At 54.9% G+C, this 17,135-nt stretch carries 19 protein-coding genes; 6 read left to right on the top strand and 13 right to left on the bottom strand.

Annotation, left to right across the window (positions count from 1 at the left end; genetic code table 11):
* Positions 1 to 2: 2 nt before the first annotated feature.
* From QMG27_RS02955 to QMG27_RS02930, 6 genes are all read right to left on the bottom strand, one after another.
* A complete protein-coding gene (locus QMG27_RS02955; RefSeq protein ID WP_281813017.1) occupies positions 3 to 1,079 on the bottom strand; it encodes a c-type cytochrome in 1,077 nt (358 codons plus the stop codon).
* Positions 1,063 to 2,415, bottom strand: a complete 1,353-nt coding sequence (gene soxC / locus QMG27_RS02950; RefSeq protein WP_281814493.1) for a sulfite dehydrogenase — start codon at positions 2,413 to 2,415, stop codon at positions 1,063 to 1,065. The genes QMG27_RS02955 and soxC overlap by 17 nt, the downstream gene beginning before the upstream one ends.
* Positions 2,416 to 2,532: 117 nt before the next feature.
* A complete protein-coding gene (locus tag QMG27_RS02945) occupies positions 2,533 to 2,847 on the bottom strand; it encodes a hypothetical protein (RefSeq protein WP_281813015.1) in 315 nt (104 codons plus the stop codon).
* A gap of 13 nt (positions 2,848 to 2,860) precedes the next feature.
* Positions 2,861 to 3,565, bottom strand: coding sequence for a Crp/Fnr family transcriptional regulator (locus QMG27_RS02940; RefSeq protein WP_281813012.1), 705 nt, complete (start codon positions 3,563 to 3,565; stop codon positions 2,861 to 2,863).
* Positions 3,562 to 4,044, bottom strand: a complete 483-nt coding sequence (locus tag QMG27_RS02935; RefSeq protein WP_281813010.1) for a thioredoxin fold domain-containing protein — start codon at positions 4,042 to 4,044, stop codon at positions 3,562 to 3,564. The genes QMG27_RS02940 and QMG27_RS02935 overlap by 4 nt, the downstream gene beginning before the upstream one ends.
* A 5-nt stretch (positions 4,045 to 4,049) precedes the next feature.
* Positions 4,050 to 4,913, bottom strand: a complete 864-nt coding sequence (locus QMG27_RS02930) for an MBL fold metallo-hydrolase (protein WP_281814491.1) — start codon at positions 4,911 to 4,913, stop codon at positions 4,050 to 4,052.
* Between the two features lie 222 nt (positions 4,914 to 5,135).
* Between QMG27_RS02930 and QMG27_RS02925 the strand changes: the two genes are divergently transcribed.
* From QMG27_RS02925 to QMG27_RS02900, 6 genes are all read left to right on the top strand, one after another.
* Entirely contained in the window at positions 5,136 to 6,212 is a 1,077-nt protein-coding gene (locus QMG27_RS02925; RefSeq protein ID WP_281813008.1) for a YeeE/YedE family protein, read from the top strand.
* A gap of 122 nt (positions 6,213 to 6,334) precedes the next feature.
* Positions 6,335 to 6,682 carry a c-type cytochrome gene (locus tag QMG27_RS02920; RefSeq protein WP_281813006.1) on the top strand — a complete coding sequence of 116 codons (348 nt, stop codon included), beginning with the start codon at positions 6,335 to 6,337 and terminating at the stop codon, positions 6,680 to 6,682.
* Positions 6,683 to 6,695: 13 nt separating this feature from the next.
* The gene (locus QMG27_RS02915) at positions 6,696 to 7,982 is read left to right on the top strand and encodes an NAD(P)/FAD-dependent oxidoreductase (RefSeq protein WP_281813004.1); all 1,287 of its coding nucleotides are present in this window, start codon (positions 6,696 to 6,698) and stop codon (positions 7,980 to 7,982) included.
* 20 nt (positions 7,983 to 8,002) lie between these two features.
* Positions 8,003 to 8,425 (top strand): DsrE family protein, encoded by a 423-nt coding sequence (locus tag QMG27_RS02910; protein WP_281813002.1) that lies wholly within the window; start codon positions 8,003 to 8,005, stop codon positions 8,423 to 8,425.
* Positions 8,426 to 8,581: 156 nt separating this feature from the next.
* The gene (locus tag QMG27_RS02905; RefSeq protein WP_281813000.1) at positions 8,582 to 8,761 is read left to right on the top strand and encodes a hypothetical protein; all 180 of its coding nucleotides are present in this window, start codon (positions 8,582 to 8,584) and stop codon (positions 8,759 to 8,761) included.
* 99 nt (positions 8,762 to 8,860) lie between these two features.
* Positions 8,861 to 11,065, top strand: a complete 2,205-nt coding sequence (locus QMG27_RS02900) for an OsmC domain/YcaO domain-containing protein (RefSeq protein ID WP_281812998.1) — start codon at positions 8,861 to 8,863, stop codon at positions 11,063 to 11,065.
* Here QMG27_RS02900 and QMG27_RS02895 read toward each other — a convergent pair.
* The 7 genes from QMG27_RS02895 to QMG27_RS02865 form a co-directional block, all read right to left on the bottom strand.
* On the bottom strand, positions 11,040 to 11,414 hold the full coding sequence (locus tag QMG27_RS02895) for a helix-turn-helix domain-containing protein (protein ID WP_281812995.1): 375 nt from the start codon (positions 11,412 to 11,414) through the stop codon (positions 11,040 to 11,042). The two genes, QMG27_RS02900 and QMG27_RS02895, sit on opposite strands and share 26 nt — an antisense overlap.
* A gap of 93 nt (positions 11,415 to 11,507) precedes the next feature.
* Positions 11,508 to 12,101: a response regulator gene (locus QMG27_RS02890; protein WP_281812993.1), complete on the bottom strand. Its 594-nt coding sequence runs from the start codon at positions 12,099 to 12,101 to the stop codon at positions 11,508 to 11,510.
* Positions 12,094 to 13,659, bottom strand: coding sequence for an ATP-binding protein (locus QMG27_RS02885; protein ID WP_281812991.1), 1,566 nt, complete (start codon positions 13,657 to 13,659; stop codon positions 12,094 to 12,096). Before QMG27_RS02885 ends, QMG27_RS02890 begins: the two co-directional genes overlap by 8 nt.
* Positions 13,660 to 13,674: 15 nt before the next feature.
* Positions 13,675 to 13,962 carry a metalloregulator ArsR/SmtB family transcription factor gene (locus tag QMG27_RS02880; protein WP_281814489.1) on the bottom strand — a complete coding sequence of 96 codons (288 nt, stop codon included), beginning with the start codon at positions 13,960 to 13,962 and terminating at the stop codon, positions 13,675 to 13,677.
* Between the two features lie 155 nt (positions 13,963 to 14,117).
* Positions 14,118 to 14,849, bottom strand: coding sequence for a lysophospholipid acyltransferase family protein (locus tag QMG27_RS02875; protein WP_281812989.1), 732 nt, complete (start codon positions 14,847 to 14,849; stop codon positions 14,118 to 14,120).
* Positions 14,849 to 16,165 carry a dihydroorotase gene (locus QMG27_RS02870; protein ID WP_281812988.1) on the bottom strand — a complete coding sequence of 439 codons (1,317 nt, stop codon included), beginning with the start codon at positions 16,163 to 16,165 and terminating at the stop codon, positions 14,849 to 14,851. Before QMG27_RS02870 ends, QMG27_RS02875 begins: the two co-directional genes overlap by 1 nt.
* Positions 16,162 to 17,124, bottom strand: coding sequence for an aspartate carbamoyltransferase catalytic subunit (locus QMG27_RS02865; protein WP_281812985.1), 963 nt, complete (start codon positions 17,122 to 17,124; stop codon positions 16,162 to 16,164). Before QMG27_RS02865 ends, QMG27_RS02870 begins: the two co-directional genes overlap by 4 nt.
* Positions 17,125 to 17,135: the final 11 nt, after the last annotated feature.

Here is a 17,135-nt window from a genome sequence, read left to right as displayed (position 1 = left end):
AGTTATTTTGCCGCACCGGCAGCAAGCCAGTTGGCAATCGTTTTGATATCTGCTTCGGGTGCCGTTTGTGCAGGCATAGGGATGGCGCCCCACACACCTGAACCACCGGACTTGATCTTGCCCGCCAAGTACTCGGCTTTGCCGGGGTACTTTTTGGCAATGTCGTTAAAGCTCGGCCCCACCACCTTGGTGCTTTGCGCATGGCAAGCCGTGCAGGTGTGCTTATTCAACAAAGCCAAGGCAGGGTCTGCCACTTTGGCTGCAGGTTTGGCTGCAGCTGCAGCTGGGGCTGCTGCGCTACCGACAGGAGCTGATTTATTTTCAGGCACTGCGGTGTTGGCACCATGTTGTTGACCCACCAAACGGTTTTGGTCTGCCAAGTTGCCGTGGGCGTTGCGCGCATAGTCGGGCAACATGGACGCGACGTTGGCTTCGGGTACGCAGTTTTTCATGCAGGCCACATTGGCCGTGTCAGGCTTACCTGTGCCATTGAACTCTTTGCCAGGCCACATGCCGTGCTTCGTAGTCATGCCATTGCGGTTGGGCATGCGCTTTTGTACTTCGGCAATGTTTTTGTCTGTCAACACGAAGTTTTCAGGCACCACATTGGCCAAGCTCAAGAGGTAGGCCGTCACGGCATACACCTCATCGGGCTTGAGTGACTTGGGCGCAGTCCATGGCATGGCGCGGTTGATGTAGTCCCACAGCGTGGACACCGTGGCCACTTTCATGATGGTGGTGCGACCAGGGAAATCAGCGCGCTTCAAGTTGGCCACGTTGCCAGTTTTGATGTCGTCATTGGTGGTGCCACCAATGAGGGGACTGAACACTTCGTTGGATTCACCAAACACGCCGTGACAGTGCGCACACTTGGCTTCCCACAAGTCTTGGCCTTGTGCAACCGAGCCTGAACCTGCTGGCAAACCTTTGAAGTCGGGGCGTACGTCAATGTCCCACGCCGCAATTTCTTTGGCAGTGGCTGGGCGACCCACACCAGGGTAGGCGGTGCTTTGCGCAGTGGCCCAACCCGCAGCAGCCAGCAAGGCCGCAGTCAAGATGACTTTACGAAACTTGGACATTCTTGACCTCGCCGTTTTCTTGCACCAACCATGATTGGATGGCGTTGTTGTGATAGATCGAACGTGTGCCACGCGCCGCACGCAAGTGCTTGTAGGTGGGTTGCACGAAACCGGTTTCATCGGTGGCACGGCTTTGGATGATGGCAGGCTTGCCGTCCCACACCCAGTCGATGTTGAAACGTGTCAGTGCTTTGCTGAGCACCGGTGTTTCCAAGCGGGCTTGGCGCCAATTACGGCCACCGTCCACCGACACATCGACCTTGGCCACTTTGCCGCGACCCGACCATGCGAGACCAGTGATGTTGTAGAAACCTTTGTCCAACAACACTTGGCCACCAGAAGGTGTGGTCACCACGCTCTTGCATTCTTGGATGTTGGTGTACTGACGGTGTTGACCATCGGGCATCAAGTCCATGTAGTGCACGGCTTCGTCTTTCGCGGCGTAGGGCTTGTCACCCACTTCCACGCGACGCAAATACTTGACCCAGCTCACGCCTTGGATACCGGGCACGATCAAGCGCAATGGGTAGCCGTTTTCTGGACGCAGCATTTCGCCGTTTTGTCCGTAGGCCACCAACACTTCGCCCGACAAAATCAGGCTCATGGGAATGGTACGGGTCATGGAAGAACCATCGCCGCCTTCGGCCAACACAAACTTGCCGTTCTTCAAATCAGCGCCCGCAATTTCGAGCAAGGTGATGAGTGGCACACCTGTGAATTCGCTGCACGACACCATGCCGTGTGTGTATTGCACGGTGGGCACGGCCACATTGCCCCACTCCACGGCGGTGTTGGCACCGCACTCGATGAAGTGAAAACGCGACACGGATGGCAAACGCATGATTTCGTCCATGGTGAACACCTTGGGTGTTTTCACCATGCCGTTGATCATGAAGCGATGCTTGGAGGGATCGATGTCCCACCAACCTTGGTGATGACGCTCAAAGTGCAAACCGCTCGGCGTGACGATGCCAAACAACGATTGCAGCGGTGCAAACGACACAGAGGCTTGTGTGGTTTGCGTCAAGCCTGGGCTTTGACGACGCTGCACATTCGACTCGAACTTGGATGGCACACCGTAGCCGTTGTTGGCAGCTACACCCTGACCCAAACCCGTGGCGTGCTCAGGCAAGTTCAAGATGTTGGGGTCACCGCCCTCGGTGGGCACAGGGTTACCCTGCGCCAAGGCCATGGGAGCAGCAGCCCCTGCGGCGGCAGCGGCAAAGGCGCTGCGGATGAAATTGCGACGACCGGCTTTGCTTTCGGCAATGACGGTGCTGATGCCGTCGCGGTCTAAAAAGTTTTCAGGGGCTTTTTGAACGCGCCCCGATTGAATGCCATCTGGTGTTTTCACAGACAGTCCTTCCACATCAGTTAAATATATCAACAAGCGCTAATATAAATCATCTCTGATGGTCGAACCATCGGGTTTACGCCAAACCCTGCTGTAAGTTCAACGAAACTTGTAGTGCTGCTTGTTCAAGACAGCCGCCACCGCGTTGGTGTCTTCAGGGAAGAAGCCCAAGTTCAGCTCGGTGTTGCAGTACTCCACCATGCCGCGCAAGGCTCCAGCCGTGTTGATGCGACCTTTCGGGTTATAGATGCTGCTGCCGTCACCTCCGACGCGTCGCGTGTGGCATTCGTTGCATTGGTTTTCAGCAATGAGTTTCTCACCCGCTTTGAGATCGGCATCTTTGAACAAGGGGTGTTGCTGGGCAAACACGCCAGAGGTCCATGCCAACAAGGCTACACATAACAACTTTTTCATCGATGTCTCCTGTTTACTTCTCTTCCAACAATTCGGGCAGCATCACTTGGTAATGTCGCCCCAGTTTGTCCAACGGGTCCATGACACCAGCTCGCACCAACGCTGTGACTTCACGGCTGACCGTCTCAAGTTTGAGATCCATCATGGCCCCCATGTCGTCGCGTGCGAACAGCTGCACCGTGCCATCGTCTGACATCTGATGCATCTTTCGAATGAAATGCAGCACGCGTTGCTTGGCCGTGCCAAAGTTGAGCTCTGCCAGCCAGTCATCGGCAAGCTTCAAAGCGCTTTGCCATTTCTCCATCAGCTTGCGATGCAAGCGCGGGCTGTTGGCCCCCAACTGATGCATCACCTCTAGCGGAATACGGCATACCGACACCTCACTCAAGGCAACAGCTTGACTGTCGTAATGCCCAGTGGCCAAAGCTTCGAGCCCAACCACGTCACCCGGAAATAACACACGGACCACACGCTCGCGACCATCCGCCGTCACCCGCACCAACTTGACCATGCCTTTGCGCAACGTGAACACACCCAGCGCTTTGCCTGATTCGTCGTAAAGGGCTTGGCCGGATTGATACACCAAGTCATCGATTGGTGCATGGATGAGGTTGAAGTCTTGCTCGTTCAAATCAGCAAACAAGACCATGTCTCGAATGCCACAGTTGCGGCAATCGGATGTACCGCGCCACGCGGATTCGGTTTTGATCGGGATCATGCGCCTGCCACCGCTTTGCGCGCTTGCGTGAGCTGCTCATCCAAGTAAGCGCCATAAAAATCTGGCAAGTACGCACCTTTCAAACGCGAGGCGACTTCGCGCCCTTGTGCACCGTAGAACAACACCGTTGGTGCCAACTTGATGCCTTGCTTTTTGACCCATGCATCTTGCGTGAGCAAGGTGCCGTCAAAGTCAGTCAACGCGCGAGGGTCGCGCATGTCCACTTGCACCACTTGCAAGCCTGACGCGCGCAAAGGGTGCAAATAGTTTTCGCGCACCACTTTGCAAAATGGGCATCCGTGCAAGCTCACCATCACCACCAACGGCTGTTTGGCTTGCAACGCCTGCTCCAGGGAAACAGCCAACGAATCGGTACTGGGCAGCGTGATGGGCGTGGCGGCCCATGCACCTTGCGTGAGTGCAGCAAACGCACCGGCAGAGGCAAGGTGCAGCGCTTGGCGTCTAGAAACATAGGCCATGTGTGTCACTTGGCTTCTTGCTCCATCAGCAAATAGGTGTTGTAGGCGTTCATGCGATTGGCCGATTTGAAAAGTGGCATTTTCTCGAACCTTGACCAATCCGTGTTGGCGTAGGCGCTTTCAAACGGCTCCATGTCTTTGGCAGCACGCCCCATGGTTTCGCGCAAATACATCAGGTAGTCGCGCGTGAGGGTCATGTCGGTCTTGGGATCGTTTGAGATGGGGCCGTGTCCGGGCACCACCCAACGGGTGTCGAAGGTGAGCAAGTTCTGCATGCCCTCAATCCAATGGCGGCTGTCGGCTTGGCCCACAAATGGGATGCGGTTGCGAAATACCAGGTCACCCGCGAACAGCACTTTTTGCTGCGGCAAATACACCACCAAATCTTCGGCAGTGTGCGAGGGACCCACGGGCTGAATGTCAAAACGCACGCCGCCCACCGTCAATGTTTTCGGGCCAGTGAGCCATTCATCCGCTGGCACCAGACGGGTCTTTTCATCCACCCAAGGCCACAGCTCTTGGCGCGAAGCCTCTAGGCGCAAACGGGCGGTGTCAGACGTGAGGTATTCGCGTGCCGCACCATGCGCCACGATGCGTGCGCCCACCTCTTTGAACACTTGCAAGCCATAAATGTGGTCGGCGTGGTAGTGGGTCAGCACCACGGTGTGAATGGGTTTCTTTGTGACTTTGGCTATTTCGGCCAACAAACGACGGGCGAGCTCTGGTGAACCCAAAGCATCAATCACCACCACGCCTGCGGGGGTGACGACAAAGCCAGCGTTCGAAATGAAGTTTTGGTTGGCTGACGAGCCCATCTCGGACACGCCCTGGACGTAATAGACGTTAGGCACCACTGCCTTGGCTTGCATCAAGGGCTTGGCAGTCACCGCTTGCGCTGTGGCAGGCTGTGCTTGCACAAGGCTGTACACAGCCGTCCCTGCCAACAGCGCACCGAGGCAGAGTCGTCGAATCCACAAAACGTTCACCATGTTTTCTCCTGAATGGCCTGCACGCTGGGGCTTGATGTGCATCAAGTACCGCGTCAGTCTGAGCACTTAGCATAGTCCAAATATAAGCGTAGACTAAATCATATGAACCTCACCACACTCAATGAAGCCTATGGCGAACCCTATGTCTTAGCCGCGGGCGGATGGCTCATTGGCTTGTTGTTTGGTTTTTTTGCGCAGCGGTCTAAGTTTTGTTTACGCGCTGCGGTGGTGGAATTTTGGCATCGCCAGTTCGGCGAAAAGCTCTCGGTGTGGTTGCTCACCTTCTCAGCAGCGGTCATTGCCATTCAAGGATTGATTGTGTTGGGCGACTTGGATGTGAGCACAGCACGCCAACTGGCCACACGCGGCAGCTTGTCGGGTGCGTTGGTGGGTGGTTTGTTGTTTGGCGCGGGCATGATCATGACGCGTGGCTGCGCCAGCCGCTTGCTCATCTTGTCGGCCAACGGCAATTTGCGGGCTTTGCTGTCGGGGTTGATATTTGCAGTCACTGCGCAATCCGCGCTGTCGGGTGCACTCTCGCCTTTGCGCCAAGAGATCACCAACCTCTGGACCGTGGAAGGCGGCGCGAGCCGTGACTTGCTGGCCATCTTGGGTTGGAGCCACACCACAGGTTTATGGGTAGGTGGCATTTGGTTGCTGGCCGCCTTGTACTTCACCACCCGCACCAGCCAACGTGCATGGATGTGGGTGGGTGGCATCGGCACAGGTTTGAGTGTGGCTTTGGCTTGGTGGTATTCGTACAGCGTGGCTAAGGCCTCGTTTGAAGTGGTGCACATCCAAGGCATCACATTCAGCGGCCCCTCGGCGGAGTGGTTGATGCGTGTGTTGGCTCCCAACCCACCTGCGATTGGGTTTGACTTTGGTTTGCTCCCCGGCGTGTTTTTGGGTTCGTTCTTTGCCGCTTGGCTGGGCCAAGAGCTCAAGCTCGAAGGCTTCAAAGACGGCTACAGCATGCGACGCTACATCGTGGGCGCCATCTTCATGGGCTTTGGTGCCATGTTGGCGGGCGGTTGCGCTGTGGGTGCGGGTGTGACGGGCGGCGCTATCTTTGCACTCACCGCATGGGTGGCCCTCATTGGCATGTGGTTGGGCGCAGGCCTGATCGACCGCTGGATGGATGCACCGCCCGTGAGTGCGCCCACCTTGGTACAGCCTTGAGCACAGGCCGTTGATTCGAATTCTTACGTTATAGTTTTCAACATCTTGGCAACGCCATCACTGGGTTAACCCCGTGATGGCGTTTTGTCATTCTGGATATATTACCCATCACTGATTAATTCATGTCATTCAACGAGGACTCGATGAAAACCACATCTCTCCGCTTGCTGGCCGCCACCGCCTTGATGCTGGGTGTAAGCGCTGCCGCTCAGGCACAAGACAAAGCCACTGAATTGCACAACCGTGCCACCGCGGCCATGTGCGCCAACTGCCACGGCACCGATGGCCGCACCGTTGAAGGCTCAGCCATTCCCTCACTGGTCGGCATGCCCAAAGACTACATGGTGTTGCAACTCAAAGCGTTCAAAGACGGCACACGTCCTGCCACGGTGATGCACCAAATCACCAAAGGTCTGACTGACGCCCAAATCAACACCATCTCCAGCTACTACGCTGCCACCAAGCGTTAATCAAGGATTCATCATGAAACGTCGCAGTTTTGTTCAAGCCTCTATGGCGCTTGGTTCTTTGGGTGCACTCAGCAGCATGGTGGGTTGTGCCTCGGTTGGTCGCGTGCCCGAAAAAGCACGCGTGGTCGTGGTGGGTGGCGGCTACGGTGGCGCCACTGCCGCCAAGTACGTACGCATGTTGTCGAACTACCAAATTGATGTCACCTTGATTGAACCCAATGGTGAGTTTGTGTCATGCCCCATCTCCAACTTGGTGATCGGCGGCAGCAAAACCATGGCCGACATCACCACACCTTACGACAAGCTCTCAGGCAAGCACGGTGTCAACATCGTGCGTGATTACGTGGCCAACGTTGACCCCGCTAAGAAAACCGTCACCTTGGCCAGCGGCCCTACCATTCGCTACGACAAGCTCGTCATGTCGCCCGGCATTGACTTGATGTTCAACACGATTGAGGGTTTGAAAGAAGCCAACGCCTCCGGCCAAATTTTGCAAGCATGGAAAGCAGGCCCCGAAACCTTGGCACTGCGCCGTCAACTTGAATCGATGGACGATGGTGGCGTGTACGCCATCACCATTCCCGAAGCACCTTACCGCTGCCCGCCCGGCCCCTACGAGCGTGCCAGTCAAGTGGCTCATTACTTCAAGCAACACAAGCCCAAATCAAAGGTGCTGATCTTGGATACCAACCAAGACGTCACCTCCAAAGGTCCGTTGTTCAAGAAGTTCTGGGCTGACAACTACAAAGGCATCTTGGAATACATGCCTCAACACAAAGTCATGGCTGTGGATGTCAAGACCAACACCTTGAAGTTCGATGTGCAAAACGACGTCAAGGCCAATGTGCTCAATGTGTTGCCCGCCATGCGTGCAGGTGGCATTGCCGTGCAATCCAACTTGGCCAACGTCAACGCACGTTGGTGCGGTGTGCACTACCAAACGTTTGAGTCCACACAAGCCAAAGACATTCACGTGATTGGTGACTCCATCATGTTGGCACCACTCATGCCTAAGTCTGGCCACATGGCCAACTCGCATGGCAAGGTCACAGCTGCGGCCATCGTCGCTCAGTTGTCAGACATGCCAGTGAACCCCGCCCCCTTCCTCAGCAACACCTGCTACAGCTTTGTGAATGACAAGCTGGTGGTTCATGTGGCATCGGTTCACCAGTACGATGACAAAGACAAGACCTACAAAACCGTGCCCGGCTCCGGCGGTGTGTCTTCTGCACCCAACGAACTGGAAGGCATCTATGCATGGAACTGGGCTCAAAACATTTGGGCTGACAGCTTGATGTGAGAACGCTCAACATGAATGTCATGAAACAACTCTCACACGCCTTCGCTACCTTGTGTCTCGCACTGAGTTTTGGCTCGGTGCAAGCACAAGACATCAAGGTCGTCTACCACGTCAACACTGGCGTGGACACCGCTGCAGCGATTTTGGGTAATGTGCGCAATCACTTGAACGCAGATCCCACCGCCAAAATCACTGTGGTCACGCACGGACCTGGCATTGACTTTTTGCTGGACGGCGCCAAAGACAGCAAAGGCCGCGAGTTCAGCGGCATGGTGTCTGACTTGTCTGGCAAAGGCGTGCAGTTCCGCGTGTGCAACAACACACTCACCTCGCGCAACATCGACGCCAACAAAGTGTCGATGGATGCCAAGATCGTGCCCTCGGGCGTGGCCGAAGTGGCGCGTTTGCAAGCCAAAGAAGGTCATGTGTATCTGAAGCCATAAGCGATCGCTGCACGCAGCCCACAAAGGCCGCCTTGTGCGGCCTTTTTTTCGCCCCGCATCACTACGGTATTGCCCGTACGTGCGTTATCGAATTTTCAAGAACACTTGTTTTTCCTAAAGTGCTGGCATGACCAACCACCATCAAGGAGCACAGACATGACACCCATCGTCACACAAGTTTTGGTGAAAAAGAAAACTCAAAGCCCGATGCGCCGTGAATGGATCAAGACACCACCTGCCTCGAATGACGCCGAGTTGTATCGTAAGGATGTGGCAGGATTTCTGATTTTTTTATTGGCTGTTTTCACCGTGGTCATGATTTCGCTGCACGCTTGACGCAGCAGGCGGCAACCCTCTCGTTTTTATATACTGACCGCCTGCGTGGTGGCGAGAAATGCGACTACAAGGTTTTGTGCATTTTTCAAAAGAGCCTCCATGGAAATCAAAGTCAACTTCCTCGACAAACTCCGCCTCGAAGCCAAGTTTGACGATTTCACCGTGGTGGCCGACCAGCCCATTCGCTACAAAGGCGATGGCTCGGCCCCCGGTCCCTTTGATTATTTCTTAGCCTCCTCAGCCTTGTGTGCGGCGTATTTTGTGAAGCTGTATTGCGACACGCGCAACATCTCGACCGAACACATTCGGCTTTCACAAAACAACATCGTTGACCCGGAAAACCGTTATCAACAAATTTTCAAAATTCAAGTGGAGTTGCCTCCCGATCTTTCCGAGGTGGATCGACGTGGCATTTTGAATTCCATTGAGCGCTGCACGGTCAAAAAAGTGGTGCAAGCTGGCCCTGAGTTTGTGATTGAAGAAGTCGCTAACTTAGATGCAGATGCGCAAGCCTTGCTCACCCTTCAGCCCACAGCAGATACCAGCACCTACATCACAGGCAAAGACCTGCCGCTGGAGCAAACCATCGCCAATATGTCTGGGCTTTTGGCCAATTTGGGCATCAAGATTGAAATTGCGTCGTGGCGCAACATCATTCCCAATGTGTGGTCGCTGCACATCCGCGATGCCCATTCACCCATGTGCTTCACCAATGGCAAAGGTGCCACCAAAGAAAGCGCACTGGCCTCAGCCTTGGGCGAATACATCGAGCGCATCAGCAACAACCATTTTTACGCTAGTGCGTATTGGGGCGAAGACATCGCTCAAGCCGAGTTTGTGCACTACCCCAACGAGCGCTGGTTTCAGCCAGGCGCAGACGATGCACTGCCTACTGAAATTTTGGATGAGCACTGCCTAGCCATCTACAACCCTGACGGTGAGTTGCGCGCTTCGCATTTGATCGACACCAACTCGGGCAACACCGCGCGTGGCATTTGTTCACTGCCGTATGTGCGCCACTCCGATGGCGAAGTGGTGTACTTCCCCTCCAACCTGATTGAAAACTTGTTTGTCAGCAACGGCATGAGCGCAGGCAACACCTTGGCGGAAGCCCAAGTGCAATGTTTGTCTGAAATTTTTGAACGCGCCGTCAAACGCGAGATCATCGAAAGCGAAATCGCCCTGCCCGATGTGCCGCAGCATGTGTTGGCCAAATACCCCAGCATCCTGGCGGGCATTCAAGGCTTGGAAGAACAAGGCTTCCCAGTCTTGGTGAAAGACGCATCTTTAGGTGGGACCTACCCTGTGATGTGCGTCACCTTGATGAACCCACGCACCGGCGGTGTGTTTGCTTCTTTCGGTGCGCATCCCAGCTTCGAAGTTGCGTTGGAGCGCAGCCTCACCGAGTTGCTGCAAGGTCGCAGCTTTGAAGGCCTCAACGATTTGCCCCCACCCACGTTTGAGAGCAACGCCGTCACCGAGCCCAACAACTTTGTGGAGCATTTCATCGACTCCAGTGGCATCGTGTCGTGGCGCTTCTTCAGTGCCAAGTCAGATTTTGAATTTGTGGAATGGGATTTCTCAAGCCAAGGCGACGTTGCCAACGCTCAAGAAGCAGCCACTTTGTTGGGCATTTTGGACGGCATGGGCAAAGAGGTTTACACCGCGGTGTACGACCAATTGGGCGCAGTGGCCTGTCGTATCTTGGTGCCAGGCTATTCCGAGATCTACCCTGTAGAAGACTTGGTGTGGGACAACACCAACAAAGCCTTGTTGTTCCGCGCAGACATACTCAACCTGCATCGTTTGGACGATTCGGGCCTAGAAGCCTTGCTTGACCGCTTAGAAAACAACGAACTTGATGAGTACTCGGATATCGCCACCTTGATTGGCATTGAGTTTGACGAAAACACAGAATGGGGCCAACTGACCGTGATGGAGTTGAAACTGCTGATTCATCTGGCGTTGAAACAATTTGATGATGCACAAGACCTGGTGCAAGCCTTCTTGCAATACAACGACAACACGGTTGAACGCCGCTTGTTTTACCAAGCCTTGAATGTGGTGCTTGAAGTGGTACTGGACCCAGAGTTGGAACTCGACGACTACACCCCCAACTTTCGCCGCATGTTTGGCGACACACGCATGGATGCGGCCCTCGGGTCGGTCGATGGCACCGTGCGTTTTTACGGCTTGACGCCCACCAGCATGAAGCTAGAAGGTCTAGACCGACACCACCGCCTGATGGACAGCTACAAAAAGCTGCATGCCGCGCGCGCTAAGGCAATGGCATCAACGTATTGACGCGGTCTAGGTAAGTCCAAGCCTGGTCGGTAGGCTCCAACCATTTGATGCGGCGATCTGCCGCATCAGCCACGGTGCGAATCCAGCCCCTTTGGCGCAAGCCTTCGACTTTTCGGCTGATGGTGGATGCGCCTAGAAACAACACCTCGCGCGAGGTGAGGATTTGCATCATGGACAGCGGTTTATTAAGGAACCATTGCACCGCAATGAACTCCAACAATCGTTGATCCTCTGGTGGCAGCAAAATCAACTCGCCGTTCGTATCTTTGGCTTGATACATCGCCGCCAAGAATTCCAAATAGTTGCGACGAGCCACATCAGCTGTCGGTTGAGCGCTTGTATCAGTCATGCCTCCCAATGTAGGGAGAATTCTTAGTTTTGAAAATTCGATAACCCACGTACGGGCTAGGCCTTACACCAAAAAGCATTCAAAGATGAGTTTTCACTTGGTTGAGTCAATGCTCAAGCGCACCAACTCAGCCAAGGTTTTGACACCTAGCTTTTCCATCACACGGCCTTTGTGCACTTCCACCGTGCGTGGGCTGATGCCCAGCAACTCACCGGCTTCGCGGTGGGTCATGCCCTGTGCAATGGCCACCATCACTTCGCGCTCACGGGGCGTGAGCATCTCTAGCGACTGGGTATGAACGCGCTGAGCTGAGCTCGATTTCAAGCGCTCAAACGCACGCTCAATCGCATTGAGCAACTGAGGCATCACCACAGGTTTTTCTAAAAAATCAACGGCCTGTCCCAAAAATGCCCGACGCATCACATCCACATCGGCAAACGCGGTGAGAAAAACCACCTCCATGGGAACAGGTGCGGCACTGATTTTTTCTTGCAAATCCAAACCGTTCATGCCGGTCATGTTCAAGTCCAAGACCACACAGCAGGGACGATCGGGTAAGGCACCTAAAAACGATTCACTGTTTTCGTAAGTTCGACAGTCAAAGCCCTTGAGTCCAAGCATGATCGACAAAGAGTCGCGCACAGATGCATCATCATCCACCACGCAAATCAAACGACTCTCAAGCATCTAAGTGATCTCCAAGGGGCAACAGAATTTCAAAACATTTATCAGGCTGGGCGCGATAGCGCAAAACGCCGCCATTATTCTGTACCAACGATTGACTGACAGACAAGCCCAAGCCTAAGCCCTCTTTTTTGTCGGAATAAAACGGACGAAACACTTGGTCAATCACCTCGGCTTCTAATAAATTCGCTTGATCCATGACGCGAATGGTCAAGGTATGGTGATCATCCAGCACGCGGATGGTGACTTGCATGCCTGGCGCTGAAGCATCAATGGCATTTTTGATCAAGTTCCCCAAGGCCGTGCTCATTTGGATTCGGTCCACCATGACACCTGACACGCGTTGTTCGTACAAGGTGACGAGCGTCACTTGGGCTTGTGCGGCACGTTCAGTCAAACGGGTCACACACTCTTCTACCCAGGCATGAACTTGCACATCTTCCATCGTCGAAACACCAGAGATAAAGTAACTGCGCAAGCCACGGACAATATCCGTGGCCCGCATGGTTTCATGGACGATATTGCGCAAGACGCGCGCCAATTGTGTGTCGCTCGAATCAGATGACTGAGCTTGCCGCTCGGTGAGCATCAACGCTGACTCGGCATACGCACTGAGTGCACTCATGGGTTGGTGAAGCTCATGCGCCAAAGAACCCGCCAATTCACCGGCGGCGACCAATTGCAAACTGTCACGCAACCGCTCTTCGGTGCGCAAACGCTCATCCACCACAGTGCCGATGATCAGCCCCGTCAAAGACAAGGTGAGCATGACAATTTGCATGTCCATCAAATCAGCGGGCAGAACCCCCGCATGCATGGTTGAAAAGACCAAGGGCACTTGAATCAAAGCTGCCACCAATGTGGCCCCAGGCAGTGAGTAAGTGGCGGCCACTAAGCCAAGGACAAAGAACAAAGAGAAGAAATATTTCATCTGGTCTGCAAGAGGCAATGAAAAAATCAACCACATGCAAACCACCAAGCCGGCCAACAGGCTCCAAAACAAAACACTGCGCAGCATATGTGCATATTGCTCACGGCGGCGTTTGTCTCGGGCCACAAAAAACAGGGGTAACCAAACCATCAGACCCAACAAATCCCCAATGAAAAAGCGATGCACGGCTCCTAAAAAATCCTGTGCTGCCAACACACCTAACCCTATGTGCGTGCCCACGTATGCCATCGCCGTGAACAAAGCACCACACACAATGACAACGCCCAACCAAACCATTTCACGTCGATCGCGCAGTGCCGCCTCTGCCCCCAACACACAACGCAAGCACAGTGCAATGCTGGCATAGCAAATCACCAAAACTGCATTACCTAAAAGCACCGTAGGAGACAGCAACAAAGTGCCACGCACCAACCAATCGGAAAGCCCCAGGGTGAAATACACCCATGTCATCCAGATGTTGCCGACTAAAAATAAAAACAGAACTTCCAGAGCCGCCGGTGGATTCCACGGCGTGATGTTCAGCCCCGCAAACGGATGGATGTAGCTGAGTCGATCAACAATGATGAACAAACAAGAAAAAAACAGTGCAGCCGAGATTCGTCGAATCACGCGAGCACCTCACACTCAGTGAGCGATATCGCTGTCAATGGCAATTTGCGTGCACACCGCACGGCAGAGCGTGACCACACGTTCGTTGATGATGCGGTAATAAATTTGCACCCCTTCACGACGACGACCCAAAATTTTGGCGTTGAACAAGGTGTTCAAGTGCTGCGACATATTGGGTTGCGTGGTGTCGATTTCTTCTAACAACTGACCCACGTTTTTTTCTTCGTTGCACAAGCAATTGATGATCTTCAATCGCATGGGTGCCGACATGACGCGAAAGGTTTCTGCCGCCAAGTCGAACATTTCATCCAAATTGTCGTTTTTGGCTGAAGACTTTTTGGTCGCCTTGATGGCTGCTTTTTTGACCACGGGTTTTTTCACAGCCGTCGTTTTTTTAGCTGCAGGCTTGGCCTTGACGGTGGATGAGGTTTTTTGGGTTGCCATAGTTGAAAAGGATATCACTGACAGAGAGCTGCCACATCGGCCTGCAAATCTTGCGCCCATGTACGACGGTTTCGACCATTGGCATATTGTGTCTCACCGTAACGCACTTGCGCTAACAAAGGCGGTGCACACAGGGTGCGCCAGAGTGAGCTAATCAAGGTGTCATCATCTCGGTAACACGGCGCCAAGCTGCGTTGCTTGCTTTGTGCGTCAATGAACTGCAAGGCCACAGGCTGAATCGGCGCATCTGCCGAAATGGCAGCTTGCAACAAATTGGCATGAAACGGCAACAGGGTGATGCCGTCGCCCGTGCGCCCCTCAGGGAATGCTGCCAGTACCTGCCCCGCTTGTAGCGCAGAGGCCATTTGATGCACCACGCGCATGGCATCGTTGCGTGAACCACGTTCGATATAGAGCGAGCCGCCACCCGTGGTGAGCACGCCCACCAAGGGCCAGCTGCGAATTTCAGACTTGGCCACAAAGCGGCAGTGACACGCAGCGTGCATCACCAAAATGTCGAGCCACGAGATGTGATTGGCCGCCATCAACACAGGGCCTGGTGCTGGATGCCCTTTGACGCGAACCTCGATGCCGATGATGGACAACATGCCGCGCGCCCATACCTCAACATAGCGAGCCTGTTGCTCGTCATTGAGTTTGGGAAAGATGGTGCGAATCGTCCAATAGCCATGCAAGACCTGCGCAATGACACGCAGAAACTTGACGATGGCATTCACGCTGCGCATCAAGCGGCTTGGTAGGCCACGCGCCCTGCCACCAAAGTGGCTTTGACGCGGGCAGGTAAGGACATGCCTGTCATGTCAAACGCAAACGGCGTGTGCTTGCCTTGGCTGTGCAGTGCGTCGGGCGTGACGTGCCATTCGGCAGCGGGGTCAAACACCACGAGGTCGGCGACACCGCCCACATGCAACTGACCGATGCTCTCGCTTTGGCCTGCGACCTTACCCAACACCTTGGCGGGTTGTGCAGTGAGCACATCGAGTGCACGGAGCAAACCCACTTGGCTGTCGTTGGCCCATTTGAGCGAGAGGCTGAGCAACAGCTCTAAGCCTGTTGCGCCAGATTCGGCTTCAGCAAATGGCAAAGCCTTGCCATCGTTGTCGACGGGCATGTGGTCCGACACGAGCACATCAATCGTGCCGTCTGCCAACGCAGCACGCAGTGCATCGCGGTCGCGCTGTTGGCGCAGCACGGGCGTCACGCGGGCTCGGCTGTCGAAGTAGCCAATGTCGTGGTCGCTCAGGTGAAGCGAGTTGATGCTCACGTCTGCCGTCACAGCCAAGCCCTCTTGCTTGGCGGCACGCACAAGCTCTACACCTTCGGCGCTAGAGATACGGCACAAGTGCACGCGAGCCTTGGTACTGCGCATGAGCGCGAAGATGGTGTGCAAGGCAATCGTCTCGGCTGCCACAGGCACACCGCTCAAACCCAAGCGGGTGGCAAGCGGGCCGCTGGCAGCCACGCCTTTGCCCAAGTGCACTTCTTGCGGACGCAACCATACGGTGTAGCCAAACGTGGCAGCGTATTGCAAAGCACGTTGCAACACTTGGGTGTTTTCCAACGGTACTTCGGCTTGGCTAAAGCCCACACAACCTGCGTCGGTGAGGTCTGACATTTCGGTAAGCACAACGCCCTTCAAACCACGCGTGAGTGCACCCAGCGGGAACACGCGAGCGCGGTGCAGTTTTTCGGCGCGGAATTTGAGCATTTCAATCAAACCTGGCTCGTCCAACACAGGGTCGGTGTCGGGTGGGCACACGAGGCTGGTGACACCACCGGCCACCGCGGCGGTAAGCTCGGAATCGAGCATGCCTTCGTGCTCGTAGCCGGGTTCGCGCAAACGCGCTTGCAGGTCAACCAAGCCGGGGGCGACGATGCAGCCCTTGGCGTCGATGGTGTGTTCAGCTTTGAAGTTGACGGGTAACTTCTCGCCGGCTTTGACGATGGCCACGATGTGCCCATCAGCCACCGCCACATCAGCGGCGTGGTCAAAGCCAGAGGCTGGGTCGATGACGCGACCGTTTTGAATCAGGATGTTCATGCTTCATTCCCCGCGACGATGGACATGACGGCCATGCGCACTGCAATACCAAACGTCACCTGCGACAAGATGACACTTTGCGGCCCATCGACCACGGCAGAGTCAATCTCCACCCCTCGGTTAATGGGGCCTGGGTGCATCACGATGGCGTCGGGCTTGGCCAGTTGCAACTTCTCTTGCGTGAGACCAAACGATTTGAAATATTCTTGGCTCGATGGCAACAACGCACCGCTCATGCGCTCGTTTTGCAAGCGCAGCATGATGACCACGTCGCAACCCTTGATGCCTTCTTCGAGGTTGTTGAACACCTTCACGCCCATGGCCGACAAGTCGCTGGGTACCAAGGTCTTGGGGCCCACCACGCGCACTTCGGCGCAGCCGAGGGTGGTAAGCGCGTGAATGTCCGAGCGCGCCACACGTGAATGCAACACGTCACCCACGATGGCCACGGTGAGATTGGTGAAATCTTTTTTGTAGTGACGGATGGTGTACATGTCCAGCAAACCCTGCGTGGGGTGTGCGTGACGGCCGTCACCAGCGTTGACCACGTGCACATGCGGCGCCACGTGTTCGGCAATGAGGTAAGGCGCACCCGACTCGCTGTGGCGCACCACAAAAATGTCAGCCGCCATCGCGCTCAAATTGGCGATGGTGTCGAGCAACGATTCACCTTTGGCTGCGGATGAACGCGCAATGTCGAGGTTGAACACGTCGGCCGACAAACGTGTGGCCGCGATTTCAAATGTGGTGCGTGTGCGTGTGCTGTTTTCAAAGAACAGGTTGAACACGCTCTTGCCGCGCAAGAGGGGCACCTTCTTCACTTCACGGTCGTTGACCGAGACGAAGTTGGCTGCCGTGTCCAAGATGTGGGTGAGGATGTCGCGTGACAAGCCTTCGGTGGAGAGCAGGTGAATCAGCTCGCCGTTTTTGTTGAGTTGGGGGTTGCGTTTGTAGAGCATAGGAGTTCTCG

The sequence above is a fragment of the Limnohabitans sp. MORI2 genome, assembly GCF_027925025.1.
Taxonomy (GTDB): Bacteria; Pseudomonadota; Gammaproteobacteria; order Burkholderiales; family Burkholderiaceae_C; genus Limnohabitans.
Note: the sequence above shows the minus strand (reverse complement) of the source record. Positions and strands in the feature narration are given on the sequence as shown.